Origin of the sequence: Tardiphaga sp. (assembly GCF_041424195.1) — a bacterium.
Taxonomy (GTDB): Bacteria; Pseudomonadota; Alphaproteobacteria; order Rhizobiales; family Xanthobacteraceae; genus Tardiphaga.
This window is the reverse complement of the sequence record NZ_JBGMOE010000005.1, coordinates 1-14,666: the sequence shown is the minus strand read 5'-3', so window position 1 is coordinate 14,666 and position 14,666 is coordinate 1. Positions and strand designations below refer to the sequence as shown.

22 protein-coding genes are annotated in these 14,666 nt (G+C 60.1%); 10 read left to right on the top strand and 12 right to left on the bottom strand.

Annotated features, from left to right (window positions below; all coding sequences use genetic code 11):
• Positions 1–114: 114 nt before the first annotated feature.
• Positions 115–564 carry a helix-turn-helix transcriptional regulator gene (locus tag ACEK02_RS00305; protein WP_371419828.1) on the top strand — a complete coding sequence of 150 codons (450 nt, stop codon included), beginning with the start codon at positions 115–117 and terminating at the stop codon, positions 562–564.
• Here the strand turns inward: ACEK02_RS00305 and phhA are convergent.
• Positions 550–1,437, bottom strand: a complete 888-nt coding sequence (phhA, locus tag ACEK02_RS00300) for a phenylalanine 4-monooxygenase (RefSeq protein ID WP_371419827.1) — start codon at positions 1,435–1,437, stop codon at positions 550–552. The two genes, ACEK02_RS00305 and phhA, sit on opposite strands and share 15 nt — an antisense overlap.
• A gap of 272 nt (positions 1,438–1,709) precedes the next feature.
• Between phhA and ACEK02_RS00295 the strand changes: the two genes are divergently transcribed.
• The gene (locus ACEK02_RS00295; RefSeq protein ID WP_371419826.1) at positions 1,710–2,696 is read left to right on the top strand and encodes a Bug family tripartite tricarboxylate transporter substrate binding protein; all 987 of its coding nucleotides are present in this window, start codon (positions 1,710–1,712) and stop codon (positions 2,694–2,696) included.
• 112 nt (positions 2,697–2,808) lie between these two features.
• Here ACEK02_RS00295 and ACEK02_RS00290 read toward each other — a convergent pair whose 3' ends face one another.
• Both ACEK02_RS00290 and ACEK02_RS00285 read right to left on the bottom strand, forming a co-directional pair.
• On the bottom strand, positions 2,809–3,273 hold the full coding sequence (locus ACEK02_RS00290; RefSeq protein WP_371419825.1) for a carboxymuconolactone decarboxylase family protein: 465 nt from the start codon (positions 3,271–3,273) through the stop codon (positions 2,809–2,811).
• A 31-nt stretch (positions 3,274–3,304) separates the two neighbouring features.
• Positions 3,305–3,808 (bottom strand): Rrf2 family transcriptional regulator, encoded by a 504-nt coding sequence (locus ACEK02_RS00285; protein ID WP_371419824.1) that lies wholly within the window; start codon positions 3,806–3,808, stop codon positions 3,305–3,307.
• Positions 3,809–3,906: 98 nt separating this feature from the next.
• Here ACEK02_RS00285 and ACEK02_RS00280 point away from each other — a divergent pair, with 98 nt between their 5' ends.
• Complete coding sequence (locus tag ACEK02_RS00280) at positions 3,907–4,167, top strand: hypothetical protein (protein WP_371419823.1); 261 nt, start codon at positions 3,907–3,909, stop codon at positions 4,165–4,167.
• A gap of 166 nt (positions 4,168–4,333) precedes the next feature.
• Here the strand turns inward: ACEK02_RS00280 and ACEK02_RS00275 are convergent, their stop codons facing one another.
• Complete coding sequence (locus tag ACEK02_RS00275) at positions 4,334–4,900, bottom strand: DUF6886 family protein (RefSeq protein WP_371419822.1); 567 nt, start codon at positions 4,898–4,900, stop codon at positions 4,334–4,336.
• 122 nt (positions 4,901–5,022) lie between these two features.
• On the opposite strand from ACEK02_RS00275, the gene ACEK02_RS00270 reads away from it, so the two are divergent.
• Both ACEK02_RS00270 and ACEK02_RS00265 read left to right on the top strand, forming a co-directional pair.
• The gene (locus ACEK02_RS00270; RefSeq protein ID WP_371419821.1) at positions 5,023–5,724 is read left to right on the top strand and encodes a DUF899 family protein; all 702 of its coding nucleotides are present in this window, start codon (positions 5,023–5,025) and stop codon (positions 5,722–5,724) included.
• A 416-nt stretch (positions 5,725–6,140) separates the two neighbouring features.
• Positions 6,141–7,337, top strand: coding sequence for a tlde1 domain-containing protein (locus ACEK02_RS00265; RefSeq protein WP_371419820.1), 1,197 nt, complete (start codon positions 6,141–6,143; stop codon positions 7,335–7,337).
• Between the two features lie 45 nt (positions 7,338–7,382).
• On the opposite strand, the gene ACEK02_RS00260 is transcribed toward ACEK02_RS00265, so the two are convergent.
• The 5 genes from ACEK02_RS00260 to ACEK02_RS00240 form a co-directional block, all read right to left on the bottom strand.
• Positions 7,383–8,297, bottom strand: coding sequence for a tetratricopeptide repeat protein (locus tag ACEK02_RS00260; RefSeq protein WP_371419819.1), 915 nt, complete (start codon positions 8,295–8,297; stop codon positions 7,383–7,385).
• Between the two features lie 69 nt (positions 8,298–8,366).
• The gene (locus ACEK02_RS00255; protein WP_371419818.1) at positions 8,367–8,642 is read right to left on the bottom strand and encodes a DUF1488 family protein; all 276 of its coding nucleotides are present in this window, start codon (positions 8,640–8,642) and stop codon (positions 8,367–8,369) included.
• A gap of 15 nt (positions 8,643–8,657) precedes the next feature.
• Positions 8,658–8,837 (bottom strand): hypothetical protein, encoded by a 180-nt coding sequence (locus ACEK02_RS00250; RefSeq protein WP_068736084.1) that lies wholly within the window; start codon positions 8,835–8,837, stop codon positions 8,658–8,660.
• Between the two features lie 59 nt (positions 8,838–8,896).
• Positions 8,897–9,193 (bottom strand): hypothetical protein, encoded by a 297-nt coding sequence (locus tag ACEK02_RS00245; protein ID WP_371419817.1) that lies wholly within the window; start codon positions 9,191–9,193, stop codon positions 8,897–8,899.
• Positions 9,190–9,453, bottom strand: a complete 264-nt coding sequence (locus ACEK02_RS00240; RefSeq protein ID WP_371419816.1) for a hypothetical protein — start codon at positions 9,451–9,453, stop codon at positions 9,190–9,192. The genes ACEK02_RS00245 and ACEK02_RS00240 overlap by 4 nt, the downstream gene beginning before the upstream one ends.
• 276 nt (positions 9,454–9,729) lie before the next feature.
• Here ACEK02_RS00240 and ACEK02_RS00235 point away from each other — a divergent pair, with 276 nt between their 5' ends.
• On the top strand, positions 9,730–10,557 hold the full coding sequence (locus tag ACEK02_RS00235; RefSeq protein ID WP_371419815.1) for a transglutaminase family protein: 828 nt from the start codon (positions 9,730–9,732) through the stop codon (positions 10,555–10,557).
• Positions 10,558–10,674: 117 nt separating this feature from the next.
• A complete protein-coding gene (locus ACEK02_RS00230; protein WP_371419814.1) occupies positions 10,675–11,028 on the top strand; it encodes a hypothetical protein in 354 nt (117 codons plus the stop codon).
• Between the two features lie 98 nt (positions 11,029–11,126).
• Here ACEK02_RS00230 and ACEK02_RS00225 read toward each other — a convergent pair whose 3' ends face one another.
• Positions 11,127–11,879 carry an SDR family NAD(P)-dependent oxidoreductase gene (locus ACEK02_RS00225; protein ID WP_371419813.1) on the bottom strand — a complete coding sequence of 251 codons (753 nt, stop codon included), beginning with the start codon at positions 11,877–11,879 and terminating at the stop codon, positions 11,127–11,129.
• An 83-nt stretch (positions 11,880–11,962) separates the two neighbouring features.
• On the opposite strand from ACEK02_RS00225, the gene ACEK02_RS00220 reads away from it, so the two are divergent.
• From ACEK02_RS00220 to ACEK02_RS00210, 3 genes are all read left to right on the top strand, one after another.
• Positions 11,963–12,304: an ArsR/SmtB family transcription factor gene (locus tag ACEK02_RS00220; RefSeq protein WP_371419812.1), complete on the top strand. Its 342-nt coding sequence runs from the start codon at positions 11,963–11,965 to the stop codon at positions 12,302–12,304.
• A 220-nt stretch (positions 12,305–12,524) separates the two neighbouring features.
• The gene (locus ACEK02_RS00215) at positions 12,525–12,920 is read left to right on the top strand and encodes a hypothetical protein (protein WP_371419811.1); all 396 of its coding nucleotides are present in this window, start codon (positions 12,525–12,527) and stop codon (positions 12,918–12,920) included.
• A 2-nt stretch (positions 12,921–12,922) separates the two neighbouring features.
• Positions 12,923–13,336, top strand: coding sequence for a type II toxin-antitoxin system VapC family toxin (locus ACEK02_RS00210; protein WP_371419810.1), 414 nt, complete (start codon positions 12,923–12,925; stop codon positions 13,334–13,336).
• A gap of 4 nt (positions 13,337–13,340) precedes the next feature.
• On the opposite strand, the gene ACEK02_RS00205 is transcribed toward ACEK02_RS00210, so the two are convergent.
• Together ACEK02_RS00205 and ACEK02_RS00200 are read right to left on the bottom strand one after the other, a co-directional pair.
• Positions 13,341–14,246 (bottom strand): restriction endonuclease, encoded by a 906-nt coding sequence (locus ACEK02_RS00205; RefSeq protein WP_371419809.1) that lies wholly within the window; start codon positions 14,244–14,246, stop codon positions 13,341–13,343.
• 181 nt (positions 14,247–14,427) lie between these two features.
• On the bottom strand, positions 14,428–14,666 hold a 239-nt coding region (locus ACEK02_RS00200), incomplete at its 5' end, for a TCP-1/cpn60 chaperonin family protein (protein ID WP_371419808.1).

Genomic DNA, 14,666 nt, shown 5'->3' with positions numbered 1-14,666 from the left:
GCGGGCGGCGGCGTCGTTTACAGTGATGATAAATTTCGCCGTCGGCGTTGAACCAAAGTCAGGGGTCCCGACGACCTATCATCGCACACATTGAAATGGGCGGTGATTGGGAACATGGAAAACACAAATCTCGCATTCAGCAGCCACTCAGACTTCGGATCCGATCGCGCCAAGGCGCACAGCATCGAGAAGCCGGACTCCGTGAACCTCACCGAAGTCGGCGGCCTGCGCGGTGCGCGGATCGCCAGTGTGATCAGCCAGATCAATGAGAGCTTTGCCGACCAGCAGTTCTCGACCCGGGTGGTTGCCGAGAAGCTCGGCCTGTCCGTCCGCTACGTGCAGGACCTGCTGCAGGGCTCCGGCCTCAGCATCACCGATCGCATCATGGAGTTGAGGCTCGAAAAGGCCCGCAGCATGCTGACCGGCGACCGGCAGTGCAGCCTGAAGATCAGCGAAGTCGCGGCTGCCTGTGGTTTCAACGAACTCTCATACTTCCACCGCAGCTTCCGCCGTCGCTTCGGCGCATCGCCGGCCAAGTTCCGCATCCAGTCAATGAACGGCTGACGCGCGCTTGCGCTTGAAATAGTCCAGCGTCCCGCGGCTGATGACGTGATCCTCAGGGGTCACCTCGTCGGCCGCGATGTCGTCTGCCTTGGCCAGGCGGGTATAGAGTGGGCCGAAATCCTGATAGCTGTCCTGCAGCAGCTTCTCGAAGCTCTCGATGACGAAATAGCTCTGCTGGAAATCGTCGATGATGTAGTTTGTCCGCATCACGCGTTCGAGGTCGAACGTGATCCGGTTCGGCGAGGGGTCTTCCAGTGCGAAGACCGACTCTGTTGCTGACGACAGAATGCCCGCACCGAAGATGCGCAAGCCGTCCGTGCTGTTCATCAGTCCGAACTCCACCGTGTACCAGTACAATCGCGCCAGGTTTTTCAGCTGGCCGAGCGCCATCGCACGCTGGCCACCTTTTCCATAGGCCTCCATGAAATCGGCATAGATCGGATTCGCCAGCAGCGGAACGTGGCCGAAGACGTCGTGGAAGATGTCGGGCTCCTGCAGATAGTCCATTTCGTGTTCGGGACGGATGAAGGCGCCGGCCGGGAAGCGGCGATTGGCCAGATGATCGAAGAAGATCTCGTCGGGCACCAGTTCGGCGACCGGCACGATCTGCCAGCCGGTCAACGGCTTTAGACGTGCACTCAGTTTCTCCAGATCGGGAATGCCTGACTCTGATAGTTGCAATGTATTCAGCGCGGCGAGAAATTCGTCGCAGGCCCGGCCTTTCAGGACGGTCTGCGCGCGGGCGAACAGGCGGTCCCAGCGATCATGCTCGGCGGCCGAATAGGAGCCCCAGTCCTGGTCCAGCGTGAAGTCCGGGCGTTTCGGGGCGTTGAGATAGCGGCTCTTCTCGGTCGAATGGCTCAGTTCGGTCATGGCGCGCTCCGATTCCGACGGCCTGATCAGAACATATGGTGCCGCGGTCGAATAGTTCCGCCAAGAGAAGCAACTTCTCACAAGGACTTGTTCGGCGACAGCAATCCACCACCAGCCCGGTTGCATTTGCAAAGGCGTTTCCTTGTAGGGAACCGGTCGCGATGACATCTTCAGTGACAACAGACGTGCCTCGCATATCGCTGAAATCATTGCGAAACCTCCTGCGAGCCTCGGCCAGAATACTCTCATCATCGATTATAAGGAATACGACCGTGCGGTCCGCTATGTCTTCTCGCTTCCTCTCAGGTGCTTTCGCGGCAGTGCTGCTGGTCTCCGGCGCAACGGGGGCCTTCGCTGACAACTGGCCGAGCCGGACGATCAAGCTGATCGTTCCGTTTCCGCCGGGCGGCGCCGCGGACATCACGGCGCGGGTCTATGCGGACAAGCTCGGCGAGGCGCTGAAGCAGACTGTCGTGGTCGAGAACAAGGCCGGCGCCGGTACGGCCATCGCCGCCGACGCTGTCGCCAAGGCCGATCCGGACGGCTACACGCTGTCGCTGGCGCCTGCGGGACAGCTCACCATCCTGCCGCATATCAACAAGAACATCGCCTTCGATCCCTTCAAGAGCTTCACGCCGGTCTCGTTGCTGGCTTCGGTGCCCTATGTACTCGCGGCCAGCCCCGATACGCCGGTTTCGAGCGTCAAGGAGCTTGTCGCGGCTGCGAAGCGCGAGCCCGGCAAGTTCACATACTCGTCGTGCGGACCCGGCACGCTCTGCCATCTGAGCGGCGAACTGTTCAAGAGCCTGACCGATACGGATCTGCTCCATGTGCCGTTCAAGGGCAGCGCGCCGGCCGTCAACGCACTGCTCGGAAACCAGGTGAACCTGTCCTTCGATACGCTAACGGTGCTGGCGCCGCAGATCCGCGACGGCAAGGTCAAGGGTCTCGTGATCACCAGCCGCGAGCGCTCGGCGCAGCTTCCCGATGTGCCGACGCCGGCGGAAGCAGGCGTGTCCGATTTCGTCGTGGACTCGTGGTTCGGCCTCGTGGTGCCTGCAGGGACGCCCGACGCCATCGTTGATCGTCTGAATGCTGAAGTGGTGCGTATTGGCGCGCTGCCGGATGTGCGTGACCGCCTGGAAAAGCAGGGCCTCAGCATTACGACTTCGACGCAGGCGGCTTTCGCCAAGACGATTAAGGACGACTATGCCCGCTGGGGCCGTGTCGTGGACGCTTCGGGTGCGAAACTGTTCTGACCTTTAGCCACATTGCCTGACCCATCGGCCGGGCCAAGCAGAAACCAGAAAAGGCCGGGTTGAAATATTCAACCCGGCCTTTTGCTTGTCTATCGTCTGCTGAAGTGTGGGCTCAGGCAGCAGCTTTCGACTTCTCGATCGGATGTGGAATGCGGAAGCCGACAGCAAGACGATTCCAGACATTGATGGCGCCGATCGCCACGGTGATCTTGAGGCATTCGTCTTCAGAGAAATGCGCGCGCAGCGCTTCATAATCGGCATCGGGCGCGCGCGTCTGCGCGATCAGCGTGACGGCATCGACCCAGGCGAGGAGGGCGCGCTCGCGCGGCGTATAGACCGTCGATTCGTGCCAGACCGACATCATGTTGATCCACTGCTCGCTGAGACCGTCGTGCCGGGATTCCTTCACATGCATATCGACACAGAAGGCGCAGCCATTGATGATCGATGAGCGAAGCTTGATCAGGTGGACGATCGCGGGCTCGAGGCCGCTCTCCTTGACGACATATTGATCGAGCGCGGCGACGGCCTTGTAGGCGTCGGGGGCGGCCTTGGCGATGTTGAGGCGGGCTTGCATGGTTTTTCTCCTTGGTGTGCGGTTTCAGGTTTCAGTTGGCGTTACGGCGTCGTTCGTTAAGTTCGAGAAAGGCGCAGCCGCGCGCGGCGATGGCGCCGTCGGTATCCTTGGCGCGGAGATCGCCGAGCACATCGGCGATGCTCACCTTGGCCAGCTCGTCGCGATAGACGCGCTCGGCGCGCAGCATCGCGGCATTGATGCCGCATGGCGACGTCGGCTTGCCGGGCAGCGGATTGGGGCCGCGCTGACGGATTTCGCTGCAGCGGAAGGCAGGTGCACTGCCCTCAACGGCAAGGACGACATCGAGCAAGGTGATCTGGTCTGGCGTCCGGGCAAGGCGATAGCCGCCGGTCGGGCCGGGCTGCGCGACGAGCAGGCCGGCGCCCGAAAGCGCCTGCAGGTGTTTCAGGAGGTAGCTGGTGGACACGCCATGGAATTCGGCGAGGGCGCCGGCGGACAACACGCCGTTCGATTGCAGGCCGGCGAGCATCGCCACACTGTGGATTGCCTGCTCGACCCCGTCGCTCATCTTCATGGTTTCATTCCATTCTTATCGTGGATATTTATTATCCATGATTAAGGATGTCGTCAAGTGTCCATTATCGGGGCGGGATCAGGTTCGGGGAATACGGAATGGCATTGCGTGATTTGCTGGCGCCTCAGACGCGGCGGACGACGCTTATTGCGATCGCTATTCTCTGCACGGGAATGGCCACGACCTTGGCGATCCGTGAGTTTTCGGAGCGCCTGATCGCGGCCGACATGCAGCGCCGCTTTGCGGCCGATGCGGTCGATATTTCCAATGCGATCAGCGAGCGTCTGCGCACCCATGCCGAGGGCCGCAATCGCGTCGTGGTCAGTCATTGCCGTGCGAAGGCAGATACTGCGGCCTAGGCTCGTGGGCAATGACAGGATGGGTCGATCTTCGGCGCATCGCGCCGAAGCGATGCCCGCCGCACATCGCGACAACGAGCGATGGATTTCGCGAAGACGCTCTGCGATCCTACGGCTCCTGAACGTCCAGGCATCCTTGGTGGGTTTGAGGCAGCCCGGTCGGTCCTCATGTATCGCGGAGGCCAATGCCGCTGACATGCAGCGATGTCTTCCACAAAGGCGCGAGCGTCTTCAGGGACGGCAGGACGCGCAACTCGACGCCGGCGGCTTCCAGCGCCTTTTCGATGTTGTCGATCCGCTCGACGTTCAGCGGCATGGATGGCGCGCGCGATATCCATATGCCCGCATCGTTTAGCGTCTCGAACCCGTCGGGCGAAAGTTCGTAACGATAGATGACGGTGTGGGAGAGACGGTCCAGCCAGCCGAGCTCTATATGCGCGACCATGCGGCAGGAGGTCATCTTCTTGTAGGCGGTGAGGTATTGCGGCGTTGTCGTCGCAGTCGGCCAGACAAAAATACGCGGGCAGTCGCGCGGAAACATATACATCGGCGCATGCCAGTCATCGATCGCCCAGACCAGGGGGCCATTTAGCCACTCCTGCCCCTGAGCGCGAGGTGTCGCAATCTTCGCCCGCTGCGGCATGAAGACTTCGATGTTATTCTCTTCGCTGAAATGAAACAGGCGCATGGCGCACTCATGGGCATCCACGCACTGCGCGTCAATGACCGTCATGCGTGTTCTGGCTGTTCACGAAGCTGTGCGTGATGAACTTGCGGATCGTTATGTCGGATTGGCCCGTCCCGGAACGTCTTTCACACGGAGCACGCCGAAATTCAACAAGGGAGAATCATGTCATGACCGGTTCCAGCCTGATACCTGCGGCCGAACTCGTGAAGAAGGCCGGCTTTCGCTATCCCAATGAAAGCCGTGAATACCGTGAGGCGCGCAATGCGCTGCTCATCGAGGAAATCGAGTTGCGGCGCCAGATCGAGCGCGTCGCGGAGTTGCGTCGTGCGCTGCCGGATGGCGGCGAAGTGACCAGGGATTACGACTTCATCGGCGAGAAGGGCCCGGTGAATTTCGCGGGCCTGTTCGGCGACAAGCAGACGCTCGTCGTCTACTCCTACATGTATGGGCCGCAGCGCGAGAAGCCGTGCCCGATGTGCACGTCGCTGCTGTCGGCCTGGGACGGCGAGGTGCCTGACATCACCCAGCGCGTCGCGCTGGCCATCGTGGCGCGCTCGCCCATCGAGCGGCTGGTCGCCTTCAAGAAGCAGCGTGGCTGGCACTATCTGCCGCTGTTCTCGGACACGTCAGGCGAATTCAGCCGCGATTATCACGGCTTGACCAAGGACGGCGGCGACGACGCGGCCTTCAACGTCTTCACCCGCCGCAGCGGCAAGATTCGCCATTTCTGGAGCGGTGAGATGGATGGGTCCACGGCCGATCCCGGCCAGGACCCGCGCGGCGCACCGGACCTGATGCCGCTCTGGACGATTCTGGACGTTACGCCGGAGGGGCGGGGCACCGACTGGTATCCGAAGCTGAACTACTAAGGCGCGATCATCCAGCGGCTTTTGCAGGCCCATATCACCCGTTTTGATTACCTGAATACCTCAAAACCAGCGCGGTTCCACGCGCACCAGCCCCACGCTAGGCCAATGGCCTAATCACAGCGCGCCAAAAATTCGGGCCGGGCGTGACCCAAAACCCCAGCGCGCCTGAAACCGGCCTGCGAGAGCCCCAGAAAGCTCTCGCAGGTTCCCCGACTTTGTCCTGTGACTTACTCAAAAAGGCCATGATTGGCAGGCCTTTAGGTAGGTATCGGTGGGGGACCTCCAATTAATCCGCATTTAACTAAAACTCGCCTTAATGGCGTTTCGCATCCCTGCGCGGTGCTTTTGGAGACCTGTGTGTCTCGTCAGGCACAACGGGCAGGGAGCTTAGTAAACGTGTGTTGGACGTCAGGCGTATGAGCAGCAGTAAACGTGCGTTGAACCATTCTGCATCCTCGCGCCGGGGCCAGCATCAGGTGTCGAAATCCAGTTCACGCATGTTCGTGACCGGCGCAGCGCTTGCCGCCGTCGCATTGACCGGTGGATGGACGCTCGCCGGCAAGCTTTTCCAGAATGGCGTGGAGCCTGCGATGGTCTCCGCCAATCTCGGCAGTGATGCAGGCGTCGGCCAGTCGTCCTTCGCCGAGCGCTTCGACGGCCGCTTCTCACGCGCCGAACACCGTACGTCATTCACCGAGCGTTTCGAGCCGGCCGTGAATGCGCCGCTCGCTGCCGCGCAGACCGAGCCGAAGCGCGAAGTCGCCTGGTTCGACCCGACCTATTCGATGGGCGCCGCGCCCGAGCGTTTCGTCAAGCGCACGCCGGCTACCCAGTCCGTGGTTCCTGCACCGGCTGCGAAGCCGCAGGAAGTCGCGCTGATGCAGCCGGCACCGACGGTGCGCCAGCTCGTCGACAGCATTCCGATGCCTGCGGCACGGCCTTCCGATGCCCGTACGGCCTCCGCGCCGCAGGTCGCCGAAGCGCCGCCGCAACAGCCCGTCGCACAGGCCCGTGCTGCCAAGGGCGGCGCCTACGGCCACGACTCGCTGGTGCAGAAGGCGCGGCTGGCGCTGGCGGCACAGCCCAAGTCCGGCAATTTCAACGTCTTCGAAAAACTGTTCGGCGGCAACGCTCCGCAATCCGGCCCCGTGCTCGCTTATGCCGGCTCCGATGGCGGTGTGCTGACCAACGGCACCGATGCCGCGGCCAGCAATGAGCCGACCCTGAGCGATCGTACCACCGCAGTCTACGATATCTCCGCACGCAAAGTGTACATGCCTGACGGCACCAAGCTGGAAGCGCATTCCGGCCTCGGCAACCGTCTCGATAATCCCGCTTACGCGCATGAGAAAATGCGCGGTGTAACCCCGCCGCATATTTACGACCTCAAGCCGCGCGAGGCCCTGTTCCATGGCGTGGCGGCGCTGCGCCTGACGCCGGTGGGCGGAGAGGGCGCGATCTATGGCCGCACCGGCCTGCTCGCCCATACCTACATGCTCGGCCCCAATGGCGACTCTAACGGCTGCGTCTCGTTCCGGGACTACAACAAGTTCCTGCAGGCCTATCGCAACGGCGAAGTGAAACGCCTCATCGTGGTCGCCAAGCTCGACTGATCGATAAGCGCGCGTCGCCCGGGAAGGCGACGCGTAGTCAGTCACCTATGAGCCGACCTTCGGATCGATCTTCCTTGCGTTTGCGACATCGGAGGCGCCGCCCGTGGTGTCGCCTGTCTCCAGTCGGGTCATGCCGCGCAGATAGAGCGCCTTGGCGTATTTCGGATCGATGCGCAGCGCCGCATTGAAATCGGCCATCGCGCGGTCGTTGTCGCCCTTGTCGGACCACACGCCGCCGCGATTGGTCAGCGCCGCCACATAGGTCGGTGCGATGCGGATCGCCTCACTGTAGTCGGCGATGGCGCGATCGTTGTCACCCTTGAGGCTGTATGCGAAGCCTCGGTTGAAGATCGGGCAGGGATCGTTTGGACTGAGCCGGATCGCTTCGCTGAAATCGGCGACCGCGCGGTCGTGATCGCCCTTCACCAGCCAGGCACCGCCGCGATTGCTGTAGGCGCCCGTTTCCTGCGGATTGAGGCGGATCGCCATATCGTAATCGGCAATGGCCCGGTCATTATCGTTTCTGGCGTACCAGGCGACACCGCGATTGACATAGGCATCGGTATTGTTGGGATCGAGATCCAGCGCGACGTTGAAGTCGCTGATGGCGCGGTCGTTGTCGCCGCGGGCGAGCCAGAGATTGCCGCGCATGAAATAGGCGCGGGCGTAACCCGGGTTGAGGCGGATGGCTTCGTCGAAAGCAGCCATGGCGGGGCCGCTCTCATGCCGTTCCTTGTATTCGAAGGCACGGTTGAAATGCAGCTCCGCGAGCTGGCGACCACGGTAATTGCCTGACGCGATGGCGCGGTCGCAGGCCGCGATCGCGATGACGCCGGCCGCATCCATACATTGCTGTGCGTCATCGGCAGCAGCTTGCGCCACAGGTAGAGCTGCGCTTGCCAGCAGGCTAACGAACAGGATGCGGATGGCGCAACGGCTCAGGCTTGGAAAGCGGCGCATGACTTAACCTCTCGCGTGTGACTGGCGTTGGTCACACCGCGAGGAGGAAGGGTTCAATAGCGGGACACGTTACCGGAAATCGATGCTGCGCAGAACGATGCCGGGCGGCTTGCCCTCGAATTCGGCGTTCGCGAATTTATGCGCCGCGCAGGCCTCGATGCGGTCGCGCAGCCGGATGAATTGCTCCTCACGCTGTTCGGGCTTGGTGCGTGTCGCCTTTTCAAGCTCGTCCATCGCGCTGGTGCTGATCGCGCATGCGACTTCGGTCGCGTCATTCATCATCGAGAACAGGACGACCATGCGATTATATTCGAAGCTTTGGAAAACACCGTGTGTGAGTGCCATCATCGTTGTCCCGCTTCAGGCCTTGCGCTTCGGCACGACAGGATTGAGTTCGGCGATCTTGCGCAGGCATTCAGCTTCGGTGGGATGTGGGCCTGTAACAAAGGTTCCGCTGATCTTGGTGCTGTACCAGCCGGATTCAACGCCGAGACGAAGAGATTCTGCGACTTGAACGTGACGGTGCAAGAGATTCTGCATGGTGAGACTTTCGATTATTGATTGCGGCCGGGAGCTGCAATGTTCGGTGACAGATAGGATCAATCGTTGGCGGCAAGCCGCGTGAAATCGTCCAGCACGATCGTGATCAGATCGCGGTGGCGGGAATCCTGCACACTCAGCGACGCAGCGTAGAGATTGAGCACGTAGCGTGCCTTTGCAGCAGCCTCCGGCCATGTCGTGGCAGGTGCAGTGAGGAGGTGCTCTTCAAGCTCCTGCTGGCGTTTGCGCAAGGCCTTGGCGTTGGATTCGACCTCGGCGAGAATTCGCCGGATGTCGGTGGCTTTCTGTGCGGCCATACCGCGGCGGCTATCGAGTTCGACCGGGCTTTCGGTCATGGCGCACTCGCATCAATGCGCTGCGCATCTGCCAGTTCAAGCGATCCAATCGAGATCATTTCCATGGATCGCGTATGGGGCGGCGCGCCTGGCACGATGATCATGGTCGCCGTGCGCCGATAGCCGGCGAAGGACAGTCCCTCGATCATCTCCTCATCGGTGACGACGTCATACGACTCTGCCGGGATCAACCGACCAAGGCCTTTCAACTGGAAAGGATGTTTGAAAGTAACGGTCTCACGGCGCGATCTCGTCGTCACGCGCGCATGTCGATGCTGAGATCCGGCATATATTGAGCGTGCGCCTATTCACAGGCATTAGCTATCGATTTCTTTGCGCGGTCCGGGATTTCGTCAATAATGCTTCGGTTGTCTTGTTATTGGACGTTTTGTCGCTATTTCGAGGATGTATCCGACATCGATGACGTTCCGGCCGACGCTTGCGCTGAGTTTTCTCGCAAGATCGTCACGCAATGTGCGACGCTTGCGGTGTCTTGCTTTTGAAAACAACGATTTTGCAGGGATGAGGTGTTTTGCATGAAGATCCGTGTTGGCTACGAGATGATCTATGATTTCCCGCAGCCGACGCCTGTCATGATCGTGATGGGAACGCACTTCACGCGTGCCTCCGATGTCGTTGTGCCAGACTATCTCACGACGAGTCCGGCTGTTCCGATAACGCCGTATCGCGATGGCTTCGGTAACTGGTGCAGCCGCATTGTTGCGCCGACAGGCCGCATCACGTTCAAAGCCGACGGCATCGTCAATGATAGCGGCAAGCCGGATGTCATTGTTCCTTCCGCCGTGCAGCACGCAGTGGAGGATCTTCCGGCCGATACGATCGTTTATCTACTGGGCAGTCGCTACTGCGAGACGGATCGATTGTCGGACGTTGCCTGGCAATTGTTCGAGAGGACCGCGCCTGGCTGGGCGCGCGTGCAGGCAATCTGCGATTTTGTGCACAATCATATCCAGTTCGGTTACGAGCATGCACGCGCGACCAAGACCGCCTGGGATGCTTACAACGAGGGGAAGGGCGTCTGCCGCGATTATGCCCATCTGGCCATCACGTTCTGCCGCTGCATGAACATCCCCGCGCGCTACTGCACCGGCTATCTCGGCGATATCGGCATGCCGAAGCCATGGGCCGACGGTGATTTCGCTGGTTGGTTCGAAGCCTATCTCGGCGGCCACTGGTACACGTTTGATGCCCGCAACAATATCCCGCGCATCGGACGTGTGCTGATAGCGCAGGGCCGCGATGCCGCGGATGTACCGATTACGCAGACATTCGGGCCCAACACCCTTGTCAGTTTCAAGGTGTGGACGGACGAGATCGAAGAAGGCGCTCAGCCTGCCAGCTGATCGCTCCGTCGTTACGCGCGCTTAAGCCTGCATTTTCAGCAGCATGTGAGCGGCCAGCAAGGAACCGAGCGCGCCACTGAGAATTTCACCTGTCGTTACGTCGTAAGGACAGGACTGATGGCAAACACTCTGACAAGCTTGGCGACCGCCGTGGCGCTGATTGCGGGTTCCAGCGCCGCGGCTTTGGCCCGCGGCACCGACGCACAGCGCGAAGCCTGCACGCCGGATGCGTTTCGCCTCTGTACTTCGGCGATGCCGGACGAGGGGCGCGTTGAAAACTGCCTGCGCAACGCTGGCCCGCGATTGAGCCGCGCCTGCCACGATGTGTTCTTTGCGCAGTCAGCCAACAATCAGGCGCCGATGACGCGTGGGCAAGCGCCAATGCGCGAGCGTGCGCAACCTTCGGCTCCGGATCGCATACAGACACCGTCGATGCCGCAGATGCCGCCGGCCGGCGGGGATGATGATTAAGGCAGAGCGAGATCAAGGCCTTGCGACAACAAGCAAAGGCGGTGCCGATTGCACCGCCTTTGGCCGATGTCGGATAGACCGTCAGCAGAGCGGGTGGGCTACCTGAATCCACCGGTGACGTGTAGCGTTTCGCCGGTCACATAGGATGCAGCATCGGAAGCCAGGAAAGTCACGACGGAGGCGATTTCCTCGACCTTGCCGATGCGGCCCATCGGGGTGACGGATTCGATCCACTTGCGCATGTCGCCTTCATGGAATCCGGCTGACACCACGCCCTCGGTTGCAATCATGCCGGGATTGACGGCATTGACGCGGATATTGCGCGGCGCAAGCTCCTTCGCCAGTACCGAGGTGATCGCATCGACCGAGGCCTTGGTCGCGGTGTAGACGGCCGAGCCCGGCGGGGTGATGGTCGAGACGCCCGATGAGATGTTGATGATGCTGCCGCCATTGGGGTTGAAGTGTCTGGCCGCTTCCTGCGAGGCAAGCAGCAGCCCGAGCACGTTCAGATCGAAATGCCTGTGAAAGTGCTCCGGCGTAATGCTGTCGAGAGGGGCGAATTCATAGACGCCCGCATTGTTGACGAGAACGTCGATCGGCCCCAATGCCTTGACCGTCTCGGCCACCACGGATTTGGCGCCGTCCGGCTCGGCGAGATTGCCGTGCACGGCGACGGCCTTGCCGCCCTTGGCGGTGATCTTCGCGACAACCTCGTCGGCGCCCTTCTTGCTGGACGCGTAATTGACGGCGACGGCAGCGCCTCCGGCGGCGAGCTGGATGGCGATTTCAGCGCCGATGCCTTTTGAGCCGCCGGTCACCAGGGCAACTTTGCTTTCAAACGTCTTGGTCATGGTCGTGATCCCTCTTGGATGCTTCAATTGTTCGGAAATATGGAACTATTGAACCAACGCAAGGGGGCGCCTATATCTTTTTTATGGTTCAGTTCGTTCACCCCGCGACCAAGGACATCACGCTGGCCGGCGTGCTCTCTGCGCTGGCTGATCCCATCCGGCTGCAGATCGTCCGGGGCCTGCTGCAGGAGAGCGGCTGCCTGTCCTGCACGGCAGCGTCGCCATGCCCGACCATCGCCAAGTCCACTCTGTCGAACCATTTTCGCGTGCTGCGCGAGGCTGGTCTGATCCAGACCAGCAAGAAAGGCGTCGAGCATCAAAACACGGTGCGGGCGGCCGATATCGAAGCGCGGTTTCCCGGGCTCCTGATGGCGATCCTGGCGTGCTCGCTGAGCGATGACGCTTCCCCGGTGGCGCCGGCCTGAAACAGGCAACAAAAAAGCCCGGCGCAATGGCCGGGCTTTTGGTGTGACGAGCAACCCGAATTTCTCGCGACGCGGTGCTCGTTGAGTGTCGGCGGCAGACGCGCGTCTTGGTCATAATGCGGCGGCCCATTGGTCTGCGGTAGCTTGGAAGGTTGCCTCATAGTAACTATTGAAAGGTAGAAATATTAAGTTATAATAGTTACAAGCAATGGAGGCTCGCATGTCGAAATATGATCGCTTGGGGGAATTCCTCAGGAAGCAGAGCGTGGAACGTGTTCCGATGTCGTTCGCTGATATCGAGCGGATTACGGCTGCAACGCTTCCGGCGTCGGCCCACAAGCACCGGCCATGGTGGAGCAACAACCCGACCAATAGTGTGATGACACGAGTATGGCTGGATGCCGGCTTTGAAAGCGAGCAGGTAGATATGACTGGCCAGCGGCTAGTATTCCGGCGTGTTACCAATCCTGCTTCGAAACTGAAAGAATTGTCCAGGGCGGTGAGCGAAGGTGCATCAAACCATCCTTTGCATGGTGCTCTCAAGGGAATGACCAAGGTCGCTCCGGGCGTCGATCTCACCAAGCCTGCCGATCCCTCATGGGCGGAACCGGATTGATCATGAGGCCTCTGCTGCTCGACACCTGTGCGGTGATCTGGATTGCCGAGGGCGAACGACTATCAGAGGCGTCGCTCAAGGTTATGCGCGATGCCGCCGCCGACGGGGCACAGACCTTCGTCTCGCCCATTACCGCCTGGGAAATCGGCCTTCTTGTCGCGCGCAAGCGTTTGCAAATGACCACGACGCCAGAGCGATGGTTTGCTGCAGTGCTTGCACTACCGTCGATGCAACTGGCCAATATGGCGCCGGAGCTTCTGATTGCCTCGTCGTTTCTGCCCGGCAAGCCGCCGCGCGACCCCGCCGACAGGATCGTCGCCGCGACTGCGCGCGACCTCGGCGCCACACTGATCACGCGCGACAAGGTTCTGCTCGATTACGGGAAGCAGGGGCATGTCAGTGTGGTGGGATGTTAGTAACCTAGACTTCCGGGGTTAGGAAGTAGATCGGAGATAGTGGTAATCGCCTTCGAGCTTTTTCGTCGAGTTTTTCGTAAGCTTCGATCCAAAGGTCCACTAACCGGTTCAAGTCAATTAGTGTTATCTTTCTTGCCGTTTGCCTACGTGCTGCTTCTTCGGCATCTTTTGTGAAGCCGCCGGTCGATACGTAGAGTCCAACATCGTCAGTTTCAATGATTGCCAAGAAGGAGTTCAGGGTTTGTAGGTCAACCTTATTTGCGACCCGTTTTACTTGAACTTTTATTCGTGGAGATTGAGTTCCAAGGGGATCGACGTGAGCAATGATATCTACGCCGCCGTCTTTGCCTGGCGGTGATACCCAAGCAATATGGTAGCCTAGCGCCTTCAGAAGATCTGCAACCATCTCCTGAAAGTCGTATGGAAGCATCGTACGAATGTGGGCTTCAATTTCGGCCCATGCTTGCTCTTCGGCTTGTTCATATGTGATCCGAGCGTCGCCGACAGATTCAATCTCATCCTGCTCGATATCGTCGGATGTCTCGATTAATTTTTCAGGCGCTGTACTTTCGCGCCAAGCGCGATAGAGGCGAATAGCTTCACGATAAAACGCTTCAGAATCTGGGTATTCGGACATCGCCAATCGACCGGCTTCGGTGATGGTCCATATCCCTCTATCTTTTAAAAGCCAGCCCGCTTTGACACAGTCTACTGTGGCAAACCTTACGATCTTTTCGAAGCGTCTGCCGCCGGTGCTGGCATATGTGCCTTGCTCGTAAGTTGTCAGTTGTGTTGCTTCGGCTAACGCTTTGAGCGCATTGGCTGCTTTGAGGCCGTCTGGATGCTGTGAGAGTATCTCGAACAGCTTCCGAATGTGAGAGGCTGTTCTTAGTATCGTAATTTCCGGCACGCGCTCCCCCAGCATCGTTCAAGTAGAACGTTTTTCACACCGTAGTCGCGTGAATAGCAAATGCAATCAGATGTTGATGTGGACGCTGTAGCATTCTGAACAGCCTTTCGATCATCCAAACAAAAACCCCGGCATCGCTGCCGGGGTTTTGCATTCTTGTGCTTGCCTTGAGTGGCTGGACTTAGAAGTCCATGCCGCCCATGCCGCCGCCGGGAGGCATGCCGCCGGCCGGAGCGTTCTTCTTCGGCAGTTCAGCAACCATGGCTTCCGTGGTGATCAGGAGGCCGGCAACCGATGCGGCGTTCTGGATCGCTGCACGGACAACCTTGGTCGGGTCGATGATGCCCTTCTTGAGCATGTCGCCATAGGTGCCGGTCTGCGAGTCGAAGCCGTGGCTGTAGGACGCGTTCTCGAGCACCT